We start from the raw sequence: 18,735 nt of genomic DNA, 5'->3' as shown, positions 1-18,735 counted from the left end.
GAGCCGGTGGATCACTCCGCCGGCTCATTTTCCGTGAACGTTTCCTTCATCGCCTTGATGATGACGACGGCCGATGCCGCGCCCGGATCGATGTGGCCAAGGGATCGTTCGCCGAGGCGGGCGGCACGGCCGCGCGTGGCAACCATCGAACGGGTCGAGCGTGCGCCGGCGTCGGCGGCTTCAAGAATGCCGTTCCACATGTCCGAGACTGTCGCCTGTCTGTCGCGGGCAGCAGCAGCCGCTTCTGTTGCCGGGATCCAGGCATCCAGCATCGTCTTGTCACCGCGCTGCCCCTTGCCGCGGTCCCGGATACCCGATGTCATGGCCTCGACAATTGCAGCTTGAGCGGCGATCGAAAGCGTCTCGTCCCGCTTCAAAGCCTGCGCTGCCTTGCGAAAGGCCGTGGCATAGAGCGGGCCGGTCGATGCGCCAACAGCATCGAGAAAGGCGGATGCGGCAAGCGAAAAGACCTCTGATGGCAATATTTTATCGAGATCGTGTTTCGCCAGTTCGCCATTCACCGCCTGGAAGCCGAGCGACATGGTAATGCCGTGGTCGGCATCGCCGATCGCGCCATCCAGATCGGAGAGATGATCCTTCTCAGCCGAAATCGCCACGGATATCCGGTGAAACATCCTGCTGAGGCGGCGGGCCGCGTTTGCCGACATGCGTATCCTCCCAATTCATGCAGCCCAGCCCCCTGGGATGCTTTTATGCTTTTCAGTTTACGACCCTCAGAAACGCCGTATCGCAGGGGTGATGCAGCAGATCCGTCAATTCCTGGTCGAGATGCAGGATCGATATGGATGCGCCGACCATATCGAGCGATGTGCAATAATGCCCCACCCAGTTCGCTTCGATCTTGATCCCCTTCGCGCTCAGGCGCTGTTCCACCCGTCTGTAGAGAATATAGAGCTCCATCAGCGGCGTGCCGCCGAACGAGTTGACGAGAACGGCGACGCGGTCCCCCGCCACCGGTTTCATCTCCGAAAATATGCGATCCATGACGACATCGACCACARCATCGGCGCTCATCATCTTTTCGCGCATCACGCCCGGTTCGCCGTGGATGCCCATGCCGATTTCCATATCGTCGGGACCGATCTCGAAATTGTGGCGACGCGTCTGCGGCAACGAACAGGGCTCCAGCGCAACACCCATCGTGAACGTACGGTCATTGGCTTTTCGCGTTGCTGCCTCGCAAGCGTTCAGCGACAGGCCACGATCGCAGGCCGCACCGGCAATCTTGAAGATGAAGAAATTGCCGGCAACACCGCGGCGTCCATCCCGATCCTCCAAGGGCGATGAGGAGATATCGTCCGTCGTCACCACGGTGCGGACTTCGATATTGTCCTCTGCCGCCATTTCGGCAGCCATCTCGAAATTCATAACGTCGCCGGCGTAATTGCCGTAGACGAAGAGCACGCCCTCCCCGCCCGACGCTGCCTTGGCGCATTGCAGGATCGGCCCCGGAGGCGGCGAGGAAAAGATATTCCCGACCGCGACAGCGTCAGCGAGCCCTTTGCCGACATAACCAAGGAAAGCCGGCTCATGGCCAGTGCCGCCGCCGACGACCAGCCCGACCTTGCCGGCCCGCGGGCCTGCGCGGGCAACGAGCGCGCGGTTGGAGCCGTCGACCGGGCGGAGGTAATCCGCATGCGCTTTGACGACACCCTCGAGCATTTCCTCAACGACATCATCAGGATTGTTCAGGAACTTCTTGATGTGGGTGCGAGCGCCGTTCAGTGGCGCCGACATATCGCTTTCCACGCGCGGACGCTGGGAGAGCTTTTGAGTGATCTCGGTGACCCCATCGGCATTCAGGATGCCGCGGCCGGTGGCTGCATCGGTGATCAGGACATTGACATAACCGCCGCGAAGCGCGGCGAGGATTGCCGGTACCTTGTCAAAGCCACCGGCGACAGCAATGCGCATGTTGATCTTCTTCAGGAGGTCGAGCGAAATGCCGACGGTCCGGTCGTCCAGCGGACCGGCGACGGGCCGTCCGTGGCCGTCGATGAAGCGTCCGGCAACGACACCGGTCGCGTCCTTCGCCAGATAGTCCTGCAGCGATACCGACTCAAAAAAGCCGCTGGTGTGGATAGTGGAATTCGGCCGCATGGAGGCGATGCCGAAAATCACCCTGTTTGCCCGCGAAAGCGCCTCAAACTGCTGATCGATCAAAGGTTCGCGCATCAGCATGTTACGCAATTCGGCGCTGGAAACGATGGCAGGCGCCGAAATGTTGATGAGCCGGCCGTCGACCGCGTCGGCAAAGGCCGCAGCACAAAGTTCCGGCGTGTAGGCGAAGGTTGCGCTCGTCCCACCTGTCGCCTGCACGATGGTCATATCCTGCAGTCCCGAAATGGCGGCCTGCCCGCCAACCGCCATGATGGTGCGGCCCCAGACGACCGCCATTGTATCCCCGGATTTCAACAGTTTCTGCAATGCCTGCGCGCCGGCTGCGCCAAGCCGTTCGATCAGCGGTCGGGCATTGTCGTCGCTCGGCACAACAAGACAGTCATGCAGACCGAAATGCCGCTTCAGTTCCTGGGCGATGGTGAGCGAGCTCAGGCGCGAGGGTTCGATGGAAATATTGACGATGCCGCGGGCGCGCGCATCGGCGAGGTAGCTGTTCACCGTTGCGCGTGAAATGCCCATGGTCTCGGCGATGTCGCCTTGTGTCATGCCATCTTCGTAGTAGAGCCAGCATGCCCACACATAGGGATCGTCGCCGTAGCGCAGCGGGATTGGTTCAGCCGCGATATCAGCCGTAGTGTTCTTTCGTGCCGATGATGTCTTAGCTGTCATCCTGCCTGGTTTCCCCTCGTCTGCAATCGACGGCGAAGATGAGCGCAAAAGCTGCAGTTTTCAACGTACCTCCGGCCGATTGTTCCCGGCCGCCGAAGCGGCCGGGAAGGTGATGCAAGGGAGGATCACGGGCTCTCACCAAAGCCCGATTTGTCAGGCGGGCTGGAGCCTCGTTCCCACGCCATCAGCCAGCGACTTCAGGATCAACGCGCAGGATGTCGCGCCCGCGTCGAGGACGCCGAGCGAACGTTCGCCGAGACGGCTAGCACGACCGATCTTGGCGACGAGATCGCGTGTACTGTCCCGTCCGGCCTCGGCAGCTGCGACGAGAGCCTGAAGCGCCTCGCCAAAGGACTTTCCGCTGCCGATCGCCGTATCGAATGCACTGATCGCCGGCACGAGTGTGTCAAGCAGTGTCTTGTCGCCCACCTTGGCCGCGCCGATCGCCTGAATGCCATCGAGGCCATTGTGGAGCATGGTGCTGAACGTCGCGGCGTCGATCGCATCAGACTTCTCGATCGTTTCGGCAAACTGCGTGAACATGACGCCATAGAGCGGTCCCATGGAGCCGCCGATCTCCGTCATCAGCACGGTGCCGAGCGTGTCGAGCGCTTCCGCCAAGGACATATCTGCCCCTTTGACGCGTTCGGCCGCCATGCCGAAACCCTTGGCCATGTTGACGCCATGGTCACCGTCGCCGATCTTGCCGTCAATTTCGCTCAGATAGGCGCGGTTTTCGATGATCCGATCGGCAAGCGAGAGAACGATATCGCCCGATTTGGCATTCCGAAATTGCTGCATTCGTCTGCCTCCCCTCAGAGCATCGCAGGGCACTGAACATCAACATTCAGCAGCCGCTTCAGCTCGTCGTCCAGTGCCATGACGGTCAGTGTTGCGCCGACCATTTCCAGCGATGTGAAATAGTTGCCGATATAGACCTTGTAGATCTTCAGTCCGCGTCCAGTGATCTCGGATTCAATCGTATCGTGGAGAATATAGAGTTCGTTGAGCGGCGTTGCGCCAAGCCCTGACACGATAACTGCGACTTCGGCTCCAGCAGCAAGCTGGTGATCGTCGAGAACGATCTTCGCCATCTCCTCGGCAACTTCCTTGGCGGATTTCAGCGGCTCGACGCGCACACCGGGTTCGCCATGATGGCCGATGCCGACCTCCATCGTACCCGGTTCGATGGTGAAATTTGGATGGCCGACGGAGGGCAGCGTGCAGGGGCCGAGGCCGACGCCGATCGAACGGCAATTGTCGATCGCCTTCTGAGCGGTCGCACGAACCTCTTCGAGGCTCGCGCCCTCGGCAGCCTTCGCCGCGCCGCACTTCCACATGAAGATCTCGCCGGCGACGCCGCGGCGCTTTTCGCGCTCCTCGGGGCCTGCTGAACATACATCGTCATTGGCGACGACGGTGGCGATCTCGATGCCTTCCTTGGCCGCCAGCTTGATTGCCATCTTCACGTTCATGTTGTCGCCGGCATAGTTGCCATAGAGGCAGACGACGCCCTTGCCGCCATTGGCTTCGCGCGCGGCATCGAGGAAGCTCTTTGCGGTTGGCGAAGAGAAAAGTTCGCCGACGGCCACGGCATCCAGCATGTTGCGGCCGGTATAACCGATGAAGGCCGGCTCATGACCCGAACCGCCACCAGTGATGACGCCCACCTTGCCGGCGACCGGTGTGTGACGAGCAGCAATGACACGGGGATTTTGTGCCGATAGCCTGACGATGTCGGCATGGGCCTTGACGAAGCCCTTGACGGTATCCTCGACGACCTCGTCCGGATTGTTGATAAATCTCTGCATTATAACTCCTATCTACCGCGCGTCAGATAATGGTGTAGCCGCCGTCGACCAGAAGGTCCGCGCCATTGATCATATCGGCACCGTTGGAAGCCAGGAACACCGCCGCCGCCGCAATCTCCTCTGGAAATGCAAAACGGCCGGATGGAATGCGCTGTTTCAGCGCCTCACCGCGCGGGCCGTCCCATGCCTTCCTGCCGAGATCGGTCAGGACGACAGTCGGAGAGATCGTGTTGACGTTGATGCCGTGCTTTCCCCATTCGGCAGCCAGCGTCTTGGAAAGACCGATAACGCCGAACTTCGAGGCACAATAGGCAACATGCTGATCGATGGCGACCGTGCCGGCCTGTGAGGCCATGTTGATGATCTTGCCACCCCTACCCGCCTTGATCATGGCGCGGCCGGCGGCCTGGGACACCAGGAAGGTGCCTTTGAGATTGATCGCGATGGTCTTGTCCCACGCATCGAGGCTGAGTTCCTCTGCTGGCGCGAGCATGACGACACCGGCGCTGTTGACGGCAATATCGATGTGACCGAATGCGGCCACCACGTCGGAAACCACCTTTTCGACCGATTGCGGGTCCGACACGTCGCAGACGAATGATTTCGCGCCGTTGCCGAGTTCCTCGGCCTTGCCCTTCGCGACCGATTCATTGATGTCCACCACGCCGACGATCGCGCCTTTGGCGGCCATGGCGGATGCGATGGCGCTGCCGATGCCGGAGGCCCCACCCGTGATCAGAGCGACCTTGCCGCTCAAGGAAAAGTTCAAATCAACCTGTTTTGAATCAGTCATGGCTTTCTTCTCAACCTGTCGGGATATGGGGCGGGATCTTCATCCCGCCCCAGGGAGGATCACTTGCGAGTGGAAAGCAGTTTATCGACGTTTTCAGCCGTCACCGGGGTCCACGGGACATTATAGGTCTTATCCTTGCCGTCGTTCCACGGCATATCCTTGTAGGTAGTCCAGATATCGGATTCCGGCTTATAGTCGCCCTTCTTGGCATTGAAGATCGCAAGATCCAGAGCGCCCTGCGCCTGGGCGCGGGCATCCTGAAGGATCGAGGTCATCTCACCGGCCTTGGCGGCCCGCAGCGCATCGGTGACGCCGTCGATACCGGCGATGGCGAAGCTCTTGACGTCGAGGCCGGCAGCCTTGATCGCCTCGATGGCGCCGAGCGCCATTTCATCATTCTGGCCGATAATGCCGTTGATCTGGTTCGGGTGCGATGTCAGCCAGTTCTCCATCAGCGTCTGGGCTTCTGCGCGCGACCAGTTTGCAGTCTGGTCTTCGAGAACCTTGACGTTGGGGCACTCGGCCAACGCCTTCTTGTTACCCTGCAAGCGTTGGATCTGCGCCGACTGGCCGACCGGGCCCTCGATGATCACGACATTGCCCTTGCAGCCGATCTTGTCCAGCACGCTCTTGGCTTCGAGATAACCGGAAACCGTGTCATCGGAACCGACATAGGAGGTCAGTTGATCGGAATTGACGCGGGTGTTGGAGCCGATGACCGGAATGCCGGCATCGACGGCGGACTGAACGGCAGATGCCCCTGCATCGACATCGATCGGAGCGAAGATGATGGCGTTGTACTTCTGCGTAATCATCGTCTTGAACTGGTCCTGCTGAACCAGCGCGTCATAGCGGCCATCGAAAACCGTCAGTTCGACCTCGCCGCTCTTGACGGCGGGGTGGTCCTGCAGGGCCGCAGTCCAGATCTGCATGAATTCTGCATTCAGGCCGTAGGGTGCTGCGCCAATCTTGATCTTCTCCTGGGCTGCGGCCGACGTAGCCAGTAGCGCCGTTGCCGAAGCAAGCGCAATCAGAAGCTTTTTCATTTCATTTTCCTCCACCTTGGGTTTAGGCTGCCAGCATGGCTTGCCTGTCGGACGGGGCGACCGAAGCGCCTGCCCCGAATTTCTTTTGTTGAGCTCAGGCTCCGAAATTTCGTTTCTGGTCGAGCATGACGGCGCCGACGATGAGGGCGCCCTTCAAGACCTGCTGGTAGTAGGACTGGATACCCATCAGATCGAGACCATTGTTCATCACGCCGATGATGAGCGCGCCGATCAGTGTTCCCGTCACCCGGCCGACGCCGCCGGAAAGGCTCGTGCCACCGATGACGACTGCCGCGATCGCATCCAGTTCATACGCGACGCCAGCCTGCGGCAGGCCCGAACCGGTGCGTGCGCTGAGCAGGATGCCTGCAAGCCCTGCCAGGCCGCCGGAGATGACATAGACGGTGAAACGGATTCGGTCGGTGTTGATGCCCGAAGTCTTGGCTGCATGCGGGTTGCCGCCGACGGCATAGATGTAGCGGCCGAACCGCGTACGGTTGAGCACCCACCAGGAAGCCACGAAGACGACCGCAAGCACGATGACCGGAGCAGGAAGACCGAATACATCACCGGTGCCGATCCAGCGAAAGGCGGGTGTCAGCGCCGGAACCGGGCGACCGCCACCGTAGATCAACGTCATGCCACGGGCAGCCGAGAGCATGCCGAGTGTGGCGACGAAGGCAGGAACCGAGAAGCGCGAGACGATCGCGCCGGAGATCGAGCCGCAGACAACACCGACCAGGACACCGACCAAGAGGCCGATAGCGACCGGATAGGGCGAACCGATGACGCCGGCCGTTTCCGAAGTGGTGGCAAAACTGGCGCTGACGATGCCGGCGAGTGCTACGACGGAGCCGACCGACAGGTCGATGCCGCGCGTCAGGATCACGAAGGTCATGCCGATCGCCAGCACGCCGTTGATGGACGTCTGCAGCAGCACGTTGGAAATATTGCCGCCGGTCAGGAAGAACTCATTCGAGAACGACAGGATAACGACCAGAAGCAGGAAGGCGAGGAAGATGCCGTATTCCTGCACGATCAAACGCCGCTGCTCGGTCTTGAACCAGCCGCCCACACTCTTGTTCTCACTCACTGACACTGCCTGCTCCTCTGCTGCCGGACGAACGCTCTGACTCTGGTCAGGTTGATAAGTGGACGAGTGATTGGGCATTCGTCTCCTCCCGGCTGTATATTCCGGCGCTCTTGCCGCCGCGCATCACCATGATGCGGTCGGACATGCCGAGAACTTCGTCTATTTCCGATGAGATCATCACCACCGTGCCGCCGTTTTCAGCGAAGTCGCAGATGATGCGATAGATTTCGCGCTTGGCGCCGACATCGACGCCGCGTGTCGGTTCATCCAGCAGCAGAACCTTGGGATTGCGCAGGAACCATTTGCCGAGAACGACCTTCTGCTGGTTACCGCCGGAAAGGCCTGATACCGGCATGGTGTCGCGCGCTGCCTTGATCTGAAACTGCTCGCGCATCCGCCTGCTGGCATCCACTTCCTTCGCATGGTCCATGGCAAAGGCGGGGCTCAGCTCCGGCAGGCTCGCCATGCAGATATTGGCGCGAACGGAATCGGAGAGGTTGAGGCCCGTCTGCTTACGGTCTTCCGTCACCAATGCCAGACCATGGGCCATCGCGTCCGAGGGCTTCGCGACCGAGATCGGCGCACCGTCCACTGCAATGCGCCCGGTCGATGGCTTATCGAGGCCAAAGAGGCAGTTGAAGATTTCCGTGCGGCCGGAGCCCATAAGCCCGTATATGCCGAAGATCTCGCCCTTATGGGCAGCAAAGGAAATGTCCTTGATCTTGTTCGGGCAGGAGAGCGCACTGACCTCCAGACCGATCTGAGGTGTCGGCGTATTGGTCTTGACGTATTCTTCCGACAGTTCCCGCCCGACGATCATGCGGATCAGGCTCGGCCGGTCGATCTCCGACAAGGCGCCGGCATCGACGAAGGAACCGTCGCGGAAAACCGTGTAGGAATCAGCGATCTGGAAGATTTCCGATAGGCGGTGCGAGACGTAGACGATACCGCGCCCCTGCGCCTGCAGGCGGCGGATCGCCGCAAAGAGCTGCTGGGCCTCACGCTCGCCGATCGCCGATGTCGGCTCGTCCATGAAGATGACTTCGGCATCGTGGCTCAGCGCCTTGGCGATCTCCACAAGCTGCATTTGCGCGACCGAGAGGTTCATCATGTACTGGTTTGCGCGGATATCGAATTCCAGTCCATCGAGCAGCTTTTGCGCCGCGCGGTTCATGGTGCGGAAATCGATGCCACCGAAACGGGCTGACGGCTCACGGCCGAGATAGATATTCTCGGCGACCGTCATGTGCGGAACCGGGCTCAGTTCCTGCTCGATGATGGCAATACCGGATGCGAGTGCATCAGCCGGACTGGAGAAATCCACCTCCCGGCCCCGCTGGCGGATCGAGCCAGCATCGCGCTTGTGAATGCCCATCAGAATTTTCAGGAAGGTCGACTTGCCCGCGCCGTTGCCGCCACACAGCGCGTGAACCGAGCCGGCGCGAAGTTGGAAGCGGCCGTCGCGCAGGGCTGCGACGCCGCCAAAGGACTTCTTGAGCCCCTCCACTTCCAGCAGAAATTCCACGTCCGTCTCCTCCACGCATGCGTCTGGCGAGCACGTTCCGTGCAGGCCATTCGACATCCGGAAACCTCCGCCCGAATGTCGATGCTGACAATATTCGATTGCTATTCGACAAATGTCAAGTGATGCGCAATCACGTAAATGTCAGGGTATCCGAGAGCCAGGAACGGCGCCGAAAAAGCCAGCAATTTCAGGGCGAAGAGCGACAGCGCGGCGGGAAATGAGGGCGTGTGGAACATCGTGCCGACGTGGCGCAAAGAGATTATCGACGGCGAGCATGATCGCGCCCCGCTCTTCTGAGGAACGGTCACCGGCGTGTCGATTTCTGCCAAAAAGCATCCGGCGGCGCTGACTGACGATACCTATTCTGCCGAGGGCGCCGCCAAGTCATCATCACCGTGGATGCATGCGTGGCCGGCCCCGAACTCGCCAAAGCGATCGTCGATACCTATCTCGCCCCCAGCTTCGGCCCGAATGGTCTATCGGTCGAAAACCTCAGGGCAATCGACGGCCGAACCAGGCAAAACACTGAGTTTCGTCACGAGACCTTCTGCCGCCCGTAAAGCAGCAGCATGCCGATGATGACCGCACCATAGATGAGCTGGCGGCCGGCCTCCTCGATCTGCATGACCGAGAGGATCGACTGGAGAAGGGTGATCAGGATGACGCCGGCAACGGTTCCGAGATAGGAACCCTTGCCGCCGAGCACATGTGTGCCGCCAAGCACCACGGCAGCGATCGAGGGCAAGAGATAGGCGTCACCCATAGATTGAGATGCCTTCGAGGCGTAGCCGGCGAGAAGCACGCCGCCGAGCGCGCTGAGCCCGCCTGACATGATGAAGGCCAGCAAGGTGATCCTACGGGTATTGATGCCGGACATGTACGCGGCGCGCTCACGATTACCGATCGCATAGAGCGCCCGGCCGAAGGTGGTGCGCGTCAGCAGGAAGACGGCGAGCAGGCCGACGGCCAACCACACCAGAACGCCATTTGGAAGCCCGGGTATGGCATAGCCGGTTGCCAGAAAGCGCATGGCGGCAGAGGCCGAATCCTGTGGCGAAAAACCGCCTGTGTAGACGACCATCAACCCTTGCGCGACGGCATTGGTCGCAAGCGTGATGATCATCGAAGGAATGCGCAGATAGGCGACTGCGATGCCGTTGACGAGGCCGATCGCGGCACCGCAGAGAATACCGAAGGGGATTGCGAGGACCGCACCCGTCGTTCCGTAAGCAGTGGCGGCGCAGGCCATCATCGCCCCTGTCGTCACTACCCAGGGCACAGACAGGTCGATCTGTCCAAGCAGGATGACCGCCATCATGCCGGTTGCGATGACGCCAAGGAAGGAGGCCACCTTCAATTGCTGCAGCAGATAATCCGGCGACAGGAAATTGGAGGAATAGAGCGAGCCGCCGAGAAGCAGCAGGATGATGCAGCCGAAGGCGATCGCCACAGCCGGATCGACGCCGCGCAGCCGGGCGGGCACAGGAATTTGCCGCATGGTGGAAGCATCCTCGCTCATTGGAACCACTCCAGACGATTGCGAACACGCGACAGGCCGATGCAGCCGATGCTGACTGCCAGCATCAGCACTACGCCCTGGAAGAGCGGCTGCCAGAGCGGATCGAGATCGAAAACGAACAACAGGTCGCCGATGGTGCGGAAGGCCAGCGCACCGAAAACGGCGCCGACAGCGCTTCCCTTACCACCCGCAAGCGAAACACCGCCGAGCACCACCGCTGCAATCGAATAGAGCGTATAGGCGTTGCCGCTCGCAAAGGCCGCCTCACCCGTATAAGAAAAGAAGGTCAGATAAAGCCCGCCAATCGCTGACAGCAGACCAGCCAATGCATAGGCAGCAAGCTTTGCCCGCTTCACCGGCATGGCGGACATATAGGCGGCGTTTTCTGCTGAGCCGACCGCATAGGCGGTGCGGCCGAGCACCGAACGGCTGAAGGGCACCCAGATCACCAGGACGACAAGCGCAAGTATGACAAGGCTTGCCGGAATGACGCCGAAAAGTTTCGAGGTAAAAGTATCGGCGAGATCTTCATTGACCGAGCCGCCAGGTGTGGGTCGCAACAGCAGCGCCAGTCCGTAAAAGACCGCACTGGTCGCGATCGTGGTGACGATCGGCTGAAGCCGACCGAAAATGATGACGAGACCATTGAGAAGGCCGCAGGCGAGACCGGTCAAAAGTACGGCCAGGACACCCAACCCCGTCTGCAGCGGCGTGCCGACGACAAGCCACGAGGCTAGACAGTTACACAGGATCAGGATCATGCCGATCGAAAGGTCGATGCCCGCCGTTATGACCACGAAACACTGCGCCATGGCCACGAAGGCGAGCAATGTCGCCTTGTTGGCGGCCGTCTGCACCACATTGGGCGTGAAGCCGGCGGGATGGTTCGAGACATAGATGATGAACATCAGGATGAAGAGGAGCGCCGCAAAGAGCGTGCCCTTCTGTTGAACGTACCGGTAGCGCCATTCACCAGTCGCCTGCCTGCTCATTGGGCCATCCCTTGCTGCGCCTCGGCGGCGCCGATGTTGAGGGCGGCGCTCACCAGCTCGCGCTCGTTGATCTCGTCTCCCTCGAGAATGCGGATGATGCTGCCATCATACATGACGAGCACGCGGTCGCAGCAACCGACCAACTCATCGTAGTCGGTCGAATAGAAGATGATGGCCGCACCAGCATCGGCAAGCTTACGCAGCAGGGCATAGATTTCCTGCTTGGTGCCGACATCGATGCCGCGTGTCGGATCGTTGAGCAGAATGATGCGCGGCCGGTTCATCAGCCATTTGGCGATCACGACTTTCTGCTGGTTGCCGCCGGACAGCGAGGCGACGGGCATGTCGATCGTCGCCGCTTTGATCGCCAGCAGCTTCAGAAGTTCGTCGATCTCCCGAAGTTCGGCTGCGCGATCGATCACGCCGTTGCGCGAAACACGATCAAGGGCTGCGATCGACAGGTTTTCGCGCACCGTCATTGGCAGCATCAACCCCTCGGTCTTGCGGTCCTCCGGGATCAGCGCCATGGAGATCTCGCCCGATTTCGCCGCACCCGGGCTCTTCAACCTGACTGGTCTGCCATCGACTGCCACCTCGCCCTTGAGGTCGCGCAGCACGCCGAACAGCGCCAGCAGCAATTCGCGCTGCCCCTGCCCGTCCAGGCCGCCGAAACCGATAATCTCGCCAGGGCGCACGTCGAAATTGATCCCGGAGAGCCGATCTCCCCAGGAGAGGTCGCGGCAGGACAAAACCGGCGCGTCCACCTTCGATTGCAGCGGCTTGGGCGGAAAGACGTTGGTATATTCGCGTCCGATCATCAGCTCCACTACCTGCTGGTCGGTCTTGGTGCCGGCGGGATAGGATTCGATACTGCGGCCGTTTCTGAAGACCGTGCAGTCATCGGCGAGCTCGGTAATCTCATGCATACGATGCGAAATATAGATCAGCGCCATGCCCTCGGCCCTGAGCTGCTTCAGCACAGCAAAGACCTTCTCGACATCCGACTGGGTCAGCGCCGAGGTCGCCTCGTCGAGGATCATCAGACGCGGTTTGCGGGCAAGCGCCTTGGCGATCTCTACCATCTGACGGCGAGAAAGCGGCAAATCCTTCACCAGGGATGATGGATGGATATCGGCAGCGCCGGCACGGGCAAGCGCCTCCTCGGCAATCTGGCGCTGCCTCTTGCGGTCGATCATGCCGAAACGCAGCGGCGGATTGCTGATGACGATGTTGTCGGCCACCGAAAGATCGGGAATGAGCGACAGTTCCTGGAAGACACAAACGATACCGGCAGCAATGGCGGCGGCCGGCGAGGCAAAGGAGACCTCATTGCCGTCCAGCAGCATGCGCCCTTCATCCGGCGTCACCACACCGGCCATGATCTTGATAAGGGTCGATTTCCCGGCCCCGTTTTCGCCGAGCACGGCGTGGATCGCCCCTGGTCGAACGGCGATATTAGCTTCCCTCAGCGCAATCGCGCCGCCATAGCGCTTCGATATGCCTTCCAGGCGCAGAAGCGGTTCGGAAAGGGTCATGCATCCAGCCTCCATTCGGTCGTGTCGAGATCGAGGCTACGGGCGCGCGCGCCCGTAGCCAGGTCCGGATGGTGGTGCTTACTGGTTTTCCTTGGTCTGCCCCATGATTTCCTGTGCGGAGAAGTTGATGCCGCAGGTCGGGAAGGAGTTGCCGACGAAGAAGTTGTCGGACTGGGTGGGGTAATAATCCTCACCTTCCTTGAAATTGGGATCGGAAACGAGGGCCGTCGGTAGCTTGACGGCCTGAGGAACGACCTCGCCTTCAAGAGCCGCGATGGCCGTCTTGATGGCAACAGCAACCTGTGCCGGACCGGTGCCTGCCGACGAGCATTTCAGGCCATCCCCCGCATGGGCGGCGCAGAATTTACGGAAGCCATTTTCTGTCTCACCGCCGAAGGGCACGAAGGGATGCTTCGCATCGATCATCGCCTGCACGACGCCAGTGTCACCGCCCTGCGCGGTGATGCCATCGAACGGGCCATTGGTGGCGATCGCATCGGCCGTTGCCTTCTGCGCCACGCCATCATCCCACTTGCCGACAACTTCAGTGACGGTGAACTTCTTGCCGGAAGCGTCCAGCGTTTCATGAATGCCGCTATGGCGATCCGTATCAACGGAGGTGCCGGCAACGCCGCGCACTTCGAGGATCTTGCCGCCCTGTGGCAGGTGCTTCACCAGCCAGTCGGCCCAGATGACGCCAAGGCCCTTCTGGTCGACGTTGACGTTGATCGCATCCTTGGTGTCGAGGATATTGTCGAAAGCGACAAGAACGACGCCGGCTTCCTTGGCGCGCTTGATGACCGGACCGAAGGCTGTCGGGTTCTGGGCGTTGACGACAACGGCATCATAGCCGGCATCGATGAAGTTGTTGATTGCCGAAATCTGGGCCGGGACGTCCTCACCGGTCGAGACGACCTTGAATTCCTTGAGCTTGGCGGCGACATCCGGCTGGGCGGCATAGGCCTTTGCCGTCTGCACCATCTGGATGCGCCAGGTATTGGCGATATAGCCGTTGGCAAGCGCGATGCGGTAAGGACCTTCCTTCTTCGGATATTGCAAGAACTGGGTTTCGGCCGACCATGGCACCATGCAAGTGGGGTCGGCGGCGGGGCCGGATACGACCTTTGGCTCCGCCATGGCCGTGCTGCAGAGCAGAACAAACGCCGACGCGGAAAACGCGGCGACACGGGCCATCTTCGCTTTCTTCACCTTAAGCATTGAATGTCTCCTCCTCAAGGCGGACCAGGCCGCCCCTCCACAAAATCTTATTGGCATGCTGATCCCGGAAGGCTCCATCCCATCCTTTTCCGGTGCAATTTGAGCCTAACATAGTTGACAGCGCTGTCAAATCGGATTTGCTAGCGCTGTCAACTGTAATCATCGAGAGGAAATATTTCGCAATTGCGAGATAAATTACAGATCGGCGTAAGTTTTCTGTATAAAGCGAGATGACAATGCGAAGAATAACTTTGGATGACGTGGCATCTCTGGCCGGCGTCAGCCCGATCACAGTTTCACGCGTACTTCGCAAGCCCGATGCGGTCTCGGAGGCGCTGCGACTGCGTGTCAATGCCGCCGTCCAGGAGCTTGGCTATGTGCCGAATATTGCGGCCAGCCGGCTTGCCTCGTCGCGCACGCATGCAATCGGCGTCATCGTGCCAACCCTCTATAACGTGATCTTTGCGGAATATCTCTTCGCTCTGCACGACGTGCTTGTCGGGGCGGGCTTTCAGGTCATCGTCGTCAATAGCCGGTATTCCGAACAGGAAGAGGAAAATGCCATCAAGGTACTGCTCGGCCAACGGGTCGAAGCGATCATCATCGCCGGCATTCATCATACACCGCTTGCCCATCAGCTTCTGAGGCGGGCGCATTTGCCCGTTGTCGAGACATTCGAGTTATCGCCCGATCCGATCGACCTCAATATTGGCATGCTTCAAGATCGCGCCGGGCAGGCAGCAACGCAGCATCTCATCGACCGTGGCTTCAAGCGTATTGCCTTTCTGGCGGGCAATCTCGACCATCGTTCCCAGTCCCGCTTCGACGGCTATCGCCTGGCGATGCAGGAAGCGGGCTTGGAGAACCTTGAGATCGTCACCCAGCGGCCTCGGCACAGCTCGGTTGCGCTCGGCTCCGATCTCCTGGCCCTTATGCATGAACGTGGCGACCGCCCGGAAGCGATCTTCTGCACCGACGACAACGTGGCGCTCGGCGCCATGCAGGAGTGCCGCAAGCGCGGCATCCGCGTGCCTGATGATATCGCCATCATCGGTTTTCACGATCTGGAATTTTCTGCCTGTGCGTCACCATCCCTCTCATCGATCGTGACGAGGCGTTTCGAGACGGGCAAGCTTGCCGCCGAAAAGGTACTGGCGGCCCTCAATTCGACGAGCCGCCAGCCGCCGAGCCAGATCGATCTTGGCTTCGAGGTCATCGCTCGCGAAAGTACGGGCGTGACCATCAAGCAGCAGCCTGGGCCTCGCTCTTGGCGATCGTGACCGGAACACCCTTGTAGCTCGGCGTGCCCGACTTGCGGTCATAGTGATCGAGCGCAATCACCGCATTCATTTCCGGATAGTAGCCGGCCACCGAACCGATGGGGATATTATACTCGACAGCCGTGAAACCGATGACGGTTTTCCCGCCGCCGTTTCCGGTGGCTGAACGGATATCGATCCGGTCTCCGTCACGCAGGCCCCGTTCGGCAAGATCCTGACTGCTCATGAAGATGACGTCACGGCGGCCGAAGATACCGCGATAGCGATCGTCGAGGCCATAGATGGTCGTGTTGTATTGGTCGTGGCTGCGCAGCGTCGTCAGCACCAGTATCGTCGGGTCCTTCAGGCGGGGATCTTCGTCGAGACCGGGGGCGACAAGGAAATTCGCCTTTCCGCTCGCCGTCTTCCAGACGCGATAGGAGGCCGGAACATCGAGCCGGAAACCGCCGCGGAGCCGGACGCGACTGTTGAACTCGTGAAAATCCGGAAAGACCACTTCGATCTTTTCGCGGATTCGATCGTAATTGGCGATCAGCCCGTTCCAGTCGATGCCGTATTTTGTACCGAGTGTGGCCATCGCAATGCCGGCGATTATGGCGGGTTCGGATTTCAGAAACTCGCTCGGCGGCTTGAGGAAGCCGCGCGAGGCATGCACCATCGACATGGAATCTTCCACCGTCACGGACTGCGGGCCTGATGCCTGGGTGTCGAGGTCGGTCCGCCCGAGGCACGGTAGGACGATCGAGGTCTTTGCCGTCAGGAGATGCGAGCGGTTGAGCTTGGTGGCGATATGGACGGCAAGATCGAGCTTGCGCATCGCCTCAAAGGTGACGTCCGGATCGGACATGGCGACAGCCAGATTGCCGCCGAGGCAGATCAGCGCCTTGGACTTGCCGGCCGCAATTGCCTCAATGGACTCGACCGCATCATGGCCCTTCTCTGCAGAAGGCCGAAAACCAAAGGCGCGTTCCATACCGTCGAGCAGCGCCTTGTTCGGGATTTCGGTGATGCCGACAGTCCTGTCCCCCTGCACATTGGAGTGGCCACGCAGCGGGCAGAGCCCCGCGCCCTGGCGGCCGATATTGCCGCGCAGCATCAGGAAATTGGCAAGCTGTTGAACATTCGCCGTTCCATTGGCATGTTGCGTGATCCCCATGCCGTAGCAGAGGATAACATTGCGGGCATTGAGATAGACGTCGACGGCGCTGTTCAGCGCCTCCATGGTAAGGCCGGACACGCTGAGGATATCGGCCCAGTGGGCATTGGCGAGATCCTCCTTGAGGGCATCGATGCCGACAGTGTGTTCGGTAATGAAGGCCCGGTCGAGAACGCCCTCACCGCCGGCTGCGAGATCGGCCTCGTCGCGCTCGAAGATCAGCTTCATCAGCCCCTTGAGGGCAGCAAGGTCGCCGCCGGTACGAAGCTGATGATAGGCCGATGCAATGCGTGTTGAGGACAACGTCACCATTTCCACCGGGTTTTGCGGCGCGGCGAAACGCTCGAGTGCCCGCTCCTTCAGCGGGTTGAAGACAATGATGGGAACACCGCGACGGGACGCCTCATGCAAGGTCGTCATCATACGGGGATGATTGGTTCCGGGATTGTGGCCAAAGCTGAAAATGGCATCGGCATGATCGAAATCCTCAAGCGTCACCGTACCCTTGCCAACACCGAGCGACAGCGGCAGGCCGACGCTCGTCGCCTCATGGCACATGTTCGAGCAATCGGGGAAATTGTTCGTGCCATAGGCCCGCACGAATAGCTGATAAAGGAAAGCCGCCTCGTTGGACGCGCGCCCGGACGTGTAGAACTCAGCTTCGTCAGGACTTGCGAGCTTGTTGAGTTCCGCACCAATCAGGCCGAAGGCATCACCCCATTCGATCGCTTCATATTTATCCGTGGCGCTATTGTATTTCAGCGGATGCGTCAGCCGGCCCTGGTCTTCGAGCTTGTGATCGATCCATTCCCAAAGCTCAGAGACCGTGTGTTCGGCAAAGAATTCCGGCGCGACGCGTCGGGCGGTCGATTCCCAGGTGATGGCCTTTGCGCCATTTTCGCAGAATTCGAAGGAAGAGGTGTGCTTCGGATCGGGCCAGGCGCAGCCGGGACAGTCGAAGCCTTCGGGCTGGTTTGCCTTGAGCAGGGTCGTACTTCCCTGCGCAACGATCTGCTGATGCTTCAGCGTTTTCGCCACCGCTTTCAGCGCATCCCATCCGCCTGCGGGGTGACCATATGCCTCAACGCCTTCCGGACGCTTGTCGCTCATCTTCGCTCTCCGTCTTCAAGATAGCCCGACGATAACAGCGAGTGTCCGGGCGGTGCATTATACTGAGGCATAGGTAGCGCAGCCGCCGACAAAGGCATGGATGTCGCAATCTTTTTCGAAACTCCCAACGCAGAAAAGAACTGCACATATACCAAGCAAATAGCCCATTATTTAATCATTTTCACTGAATGCCTAATAAATTGCCTTTTTAGCTTGTCCGCCTTGCTGCATTGCGTCATAAATGATGCATGAGCCGGCTCGATCTGACCATCCTTGTGATCGATGAAAACACCATTCGCGCCTCCATCATCGAAGAGGGGCTGCGAGAGGCAGGGCATGCGCGCGTGACGGTCATCCATGAAGTCCAAGGCGTGGCGCGTATCATCGATACGCTGCGGCCGGACGTCATCATCATCGATATCGAGAACCCCAATCGCGACATGATGGAGCATCTGTTCCAGTTGACCCGTACCGTCGGCAGGCCGATTGCCATGTTCGTCGACCGCTCGGACACGGCCTCCATCGAGGCCGCGGTGGATGCCGGTGTGTCGGCGTACATCGTCGACGGGTTGAAGAAGGAGCGCGTCAAACCCATTCTTGACATGGCGGTCAGCCGCTTCAATGCCTTTAGCCGGCTGCAGCGCGAACTTGCCGATGCCAAGTCGGCCTTGGAGGAACGCAAGGTCGTCGAACGCGCCAAAGGCATATTGATGAAGATGCGCGGCCTGTCGGAGGAGGAGGCGTTTGCATTGCTTCGTCAGACGGCAATGAACGAGAAGAAGAAAATGTCCGACATCGCCCAGAGCGTCGTGACCGCGGCAGGACTTTTAATGTGATGGCCGGTCT

Annotated in this window: 16 protein-coding genes and 1 pseudogene; 3 read left to right on the top strand and 14 right to left on the bottom strand. The window is 60.1% G+C overall.

What is annotated here, in order from left to right; all coding sequences use genetic code 11:
- Positions 1 to 11: 11 nt before the first annotated feature.
- The 9 genes from dhaL (AC1DM5_RS29165) to AC1DM5_RS29125 form a co-directional block, all read right to left on the bottom strand.
- On the bottom strand, positions 12 to 668 hold the full coding sequence (dhaL, locus tag AC1DM5_RS29165; RefSeq protein ID WP_477821162.1) for a dihydroxyacetone kinase subunit DhaL: 657 nt from the start codon (positions 666 to 668) through the stop codon (positions 12 to 14).
- Positions 669 to 720: 52 nt separating this feature from the next.
- Positions 721 to 2,811 (bottom strand): bifunctional sugar-binding transcriptional regulator/dihydroxyacetone kinase subunit DhaK, encoded by a 2,091-nt coding sequence (locus AC1DM5_RS29160; RefSeq protein ID WP_477976331.1) that lies wholly within the window; start codon positions 2,809 to 2,811, stop codon positions 721 to 723.
- Between the two features lie 153 nt (positions 2,812 to 2,964).
- Complete coding sequence (dhaL, locus tag AC1DM5_RS29155) at positions 2,965 to 3,612, bottom strand: dihydroxyacetone kinase subunit DhaL (RefSeq protein WP_477821160.1); 648 nt, start codon at positions 3,610 to 3,612, stop codon at positions 2,965 to 2,967.
- Positions 3,613 to 3,626: 14 nt separating this feature from the next.
- Complete coding sequence (locus AC1DM5_RS29150) at positions 3,627 to 4,622, bottom strand: dihydroxyacetone kinase subunit DhaK (protein WP_477821159.1); 996 nt, start codon at positions 4,620 to 4,622, stop codon at positions 3,627 to 3,629.
- A 22-nt stretch (positions 4,623 to 4,644) separates the two neighbouring features.
- A complete protein-coding gene (locus AC1DM5_RS29145) occupies positions 4,645 to 5,415 on the bottom strand; it encodes an SDR family oxidoreductase (RefSeq protein WP_477821158.1) in 771 nt (256 codons plus the stop codon).
- A 59-nt stretch (positions 5,416 to 5,474) separates the two neighbouring features.
- On the bottom strand, positions 5,475 to 6,461 hold the full coding sequence (locus AC1DM5_RS29140; RefSeq protein ID WP_113320389.1) for a substrate-binding domain-containing protein: 987 nt from the start codon (positions 6,459 to 6,461) through the stop codon (positions 5,475 to 5,477).
- A gap of 94 nt (positions 6,462 to 6,555) precedes the next feature.
- Complete coding sequence (locus AC1DM5_RS29135; protein ID WP_477976329.1) at positions 6,556 to 7,632, bottom strand: ABC transporter permease; 1,077 nt, start codon at positions 7,630 to 7,632, stop codon at positions 6,556 to 6,558.
- Positions 7,601 to 9,079: a sugar ABC transporter ATP-binding protein gene (locus tag AC1DM5_RS29130; protein WP_477976327.1), complete on the bottom strand. Its 1,479-nt coding sequence runs from the start codon at positions 9,077 to 9,079 to the stop codon at positions 7,601 to 7,603. The genes AC1DM5_RS29135 and AC1DM5_RS29130 overlap by 32 nt, the downstream gene beginning before the upstream one ends.
- 101 nt (positions 9,080 to 9,180) lie before the next feature.
- A complete protein-coding gene (locus AC1DM5_RS29125) occupies positions 9,181 to 9,408 on the bottom strand; it encodes a hypothetical protein (RefSeq protein WP_477821155.1) in 228 nt (75 codons plus the stop codon).
- Here AC1DM5_RS29125 and AC1DM5_RS29120 point away from each other — a divergent pair.
- Positions 9,377 to 9,639, top strand: a pseudogene (locus tag AC1DM5_RS29120) (hypothetical protein); the annotation flags it as partial. The gene AC1DM5_RS29125 and the pseudogene AC1DM5_RS29120 overlap by 32 nt on opposite strands.
- Here AC1DM5_RS29120 and AC1DM5_RS29115 read toward each other — a convergent pair.
- The 4 genes from AC1DM5_RS29115 to AC1DM5_RS29100 all read right to left on the bottom strand — a co-directional run bounded on the left by AC1DM5_RS29115 (position 9,615) and on the right by AC1DM5_RS29100 (position 14,343).
- Positions 9,615 to 10,598: an ABC transporter permease gene (locus AC1DM5_RS29115; protein WP_113296602.1), complete on the bottom strand. Its 984-nt coding sequence runs from the start codon at positions 10,596 to 10,598 to the stop codon at positions 9,615 to 9,617. The pseudogene AC1DM5_RS29120 and the gene AC1DM5_RS29115 overlap by 25 nt on opposite strands.
- Entirely contained in the window at positions 10,595 to 11,590 is a 996-nt protein-coding gene (locus AC1DM5_RS29110) for an ABC transporter permease (protein WP_477821154.1), read from the bottom strand. The genes AC1DM5_RS29115 and AC1DM5_RS29110 overlap by 4 nt, the downstream gene beginning before the upstream one ends.
- Entirely contained in the window at positions 11,587 to 13,125 is a 1,539-nt protein-coding gene (locus tag AC1DM5_RS29105; protein ID WP_477821153.1) for a sugar ABC transporter ATP-binding protein, read from the bottom strand. The genes AC1DM5_RS29110 and AC1DM5_RS29105 overlap by 4 nt, the downstream gene beginning before the upstream one ends.
- 78 nt (positions 13,126 to 13,203) lie before the next feature.
- The gene (locus tag AC1DM5_RS29100; protein WP_477821152.1) at positions 13,204 to 14,343 is read right to left on the bottom strand and encodes a sugar ABC transporter substrate-binding protein; all 1,140 of its coding nucleotides are present in this window, start codon (positions 14,341 to 14,343) and stop codon (positions 13,204 to 13,206) included.
- Between the two features lie 236 nt (positions 14,344 to 14,579).
- On the opposite strand from AC1DM5_RS29100, the gene AC1DM5_RS29095 reads away from it, so the two are divergent.
- The gene (locus AC1DM5_RS29095; protein ID WP_477821151.1) at positions 14,580 to 15,623 is read left to right on the top strand and encodes a LacI family DNA-binding transcriptional regulator; all 1,044 of its coding nucleotides are present in this window, start codon (positions 14,580 to 14,582) and stop codon (positions 15,621 to 15,623) included.
- Here the strand turns inward: AC1DM5_RS29095 and AC1DM5_RS29090 are convergent.
- Positions 15,586 to 17,889, bottom strand: coding sequence for an FdhF/YdeP family oxidoreductase (locus tag AC1DM5_RS29090; RefSeq protein WP_477821150.1), 2,304 nt, complete (start codon positions 17,887 to 17,889; stop codon positions 15,586 to 15,588). The genes AC1DM5_RS29095 and AC1DM5_RS29090 overlap by 38 nt on opposite strands.
- A gap of 248 nt (positions 17,890 to 18,137) precedes the next feature.
- Between AC1DM5_RS29090 and AC1DM5_RS29085 the strand changes: the two genes are divergently transcribed.
- Positions 18,138 to 18,725 carry an ANTAR domain-containing response regulator gene (locus AC1DM5_RS29085; RefSeq protein WP_007816832.1) on the top strand — a complete coding sequence of 196 codons (588 nt, stop codon included), beginning with the start codon at positions 18,138 to 18,140 and terminating at the stop codon, positions 18,723 to 18,725.
- Positions 18,726 to 18,735: the final 10 nt, after the last annotated feature.

The sequence above is a fragment of the Rhizobium sp. 01T437 genome, assembly GCF_056398505.1.
The sequence above is the reverse complement of the archived record's forward strand: the minus strand, read 5'-3'. Positions and strand labels throughout refer to the sequence as shown.

Coding starts and splice junctions, on each gene's coding strand:
- dhaL (WP_477821162.1), bottom strand. CDS start 668: ATGTCGGCAAACGCGGCCCGCCGCCTCAGCAGGATGTTTCACCGGATA.
- dhaL (WP_477821160.1), bottom strand. CDS start 3,612: ATGCAGCAATTTCGGAATGCCAAATCGGGCGATATCGTTCTCTCGCTT.
- AC1DM5_RS29150 (WP_477821159.1), bottom strand. CDS start 4,622: ATGCAGAGATTTATCAACAATCCGGACGAGGTCGTCGAGGATACCGTC.
- AC1DM5_RS29145 (WP_477821158.1), bottom strand. CDS start 5,415: ATGACTGATTCAAAACAGGTTGATTTGAACTTTTCCTTGAGCGGCAAG.
- AC1DM5_RS29140 (WP_113320389.1), bottom strand. CDS start 6,461: ATGAAAAAGCTTCTGATTGCGCTTGCTTCGGCAACGGCGCTACTGGCT.
- AC1DM5_RS29135 (WP_477976329.1), bottom strand. CDS start 7,632: ATGCCCAATCACTCGTCCACTTATCAACCTGACCAGAGTCAGAGCGTT.
- AC1DM5_RS29115 (WP_113296602.1), bottom strand. CDS start 10,598: ATGAGCGAGGATGCTTCCACCATGCGGCAAATTCCTGTGCCCGCCCGG.
- AC1DM5_RS29110 (WP_477821154.1), bottom strand. CDS start 11,590: ATGAGCAGGCAGGCGACTGGTGAATGGCGCTACCGGTACGTTCAACAG.
- AC1DM5_RS29105 (WP_477821153.1), bottom strand. CDS start 13,125: ATGACCCTTTCCGAACCGCTTCTGCGCCTGGAAGGCATATCGAAGCGC.
- AC1DM5_RS29100 (WP_477821152.1), bottom strand. CDS start 14,343: ATGCTTAAGGTGAAGAAAGCGAAGATGGCCCGTGTCGCCGCGTTTTCC.
- AC1DM5_RS29095 (WP_477821151.1), top strand. CDS start 14,580: ATGCGAAGAATAACTTTGGATGACGTGGCATCTCTGGCCGGCGTCAGC.
- AC1DM5_RS29090 (WP_477821150.1), bottom strand. CDS start 17,889: ATGAGCGACAAGCGTCCGGAAGGCGTTGAGGCATATGGTCACCCCGCA.
- AC1DM5_RS29085 (WP_007816832.1), top strand. CDS start 18,138: ATGAGCCGGCTCGATCTGACCATCCTTGTGATCGATGAAAACACCATT.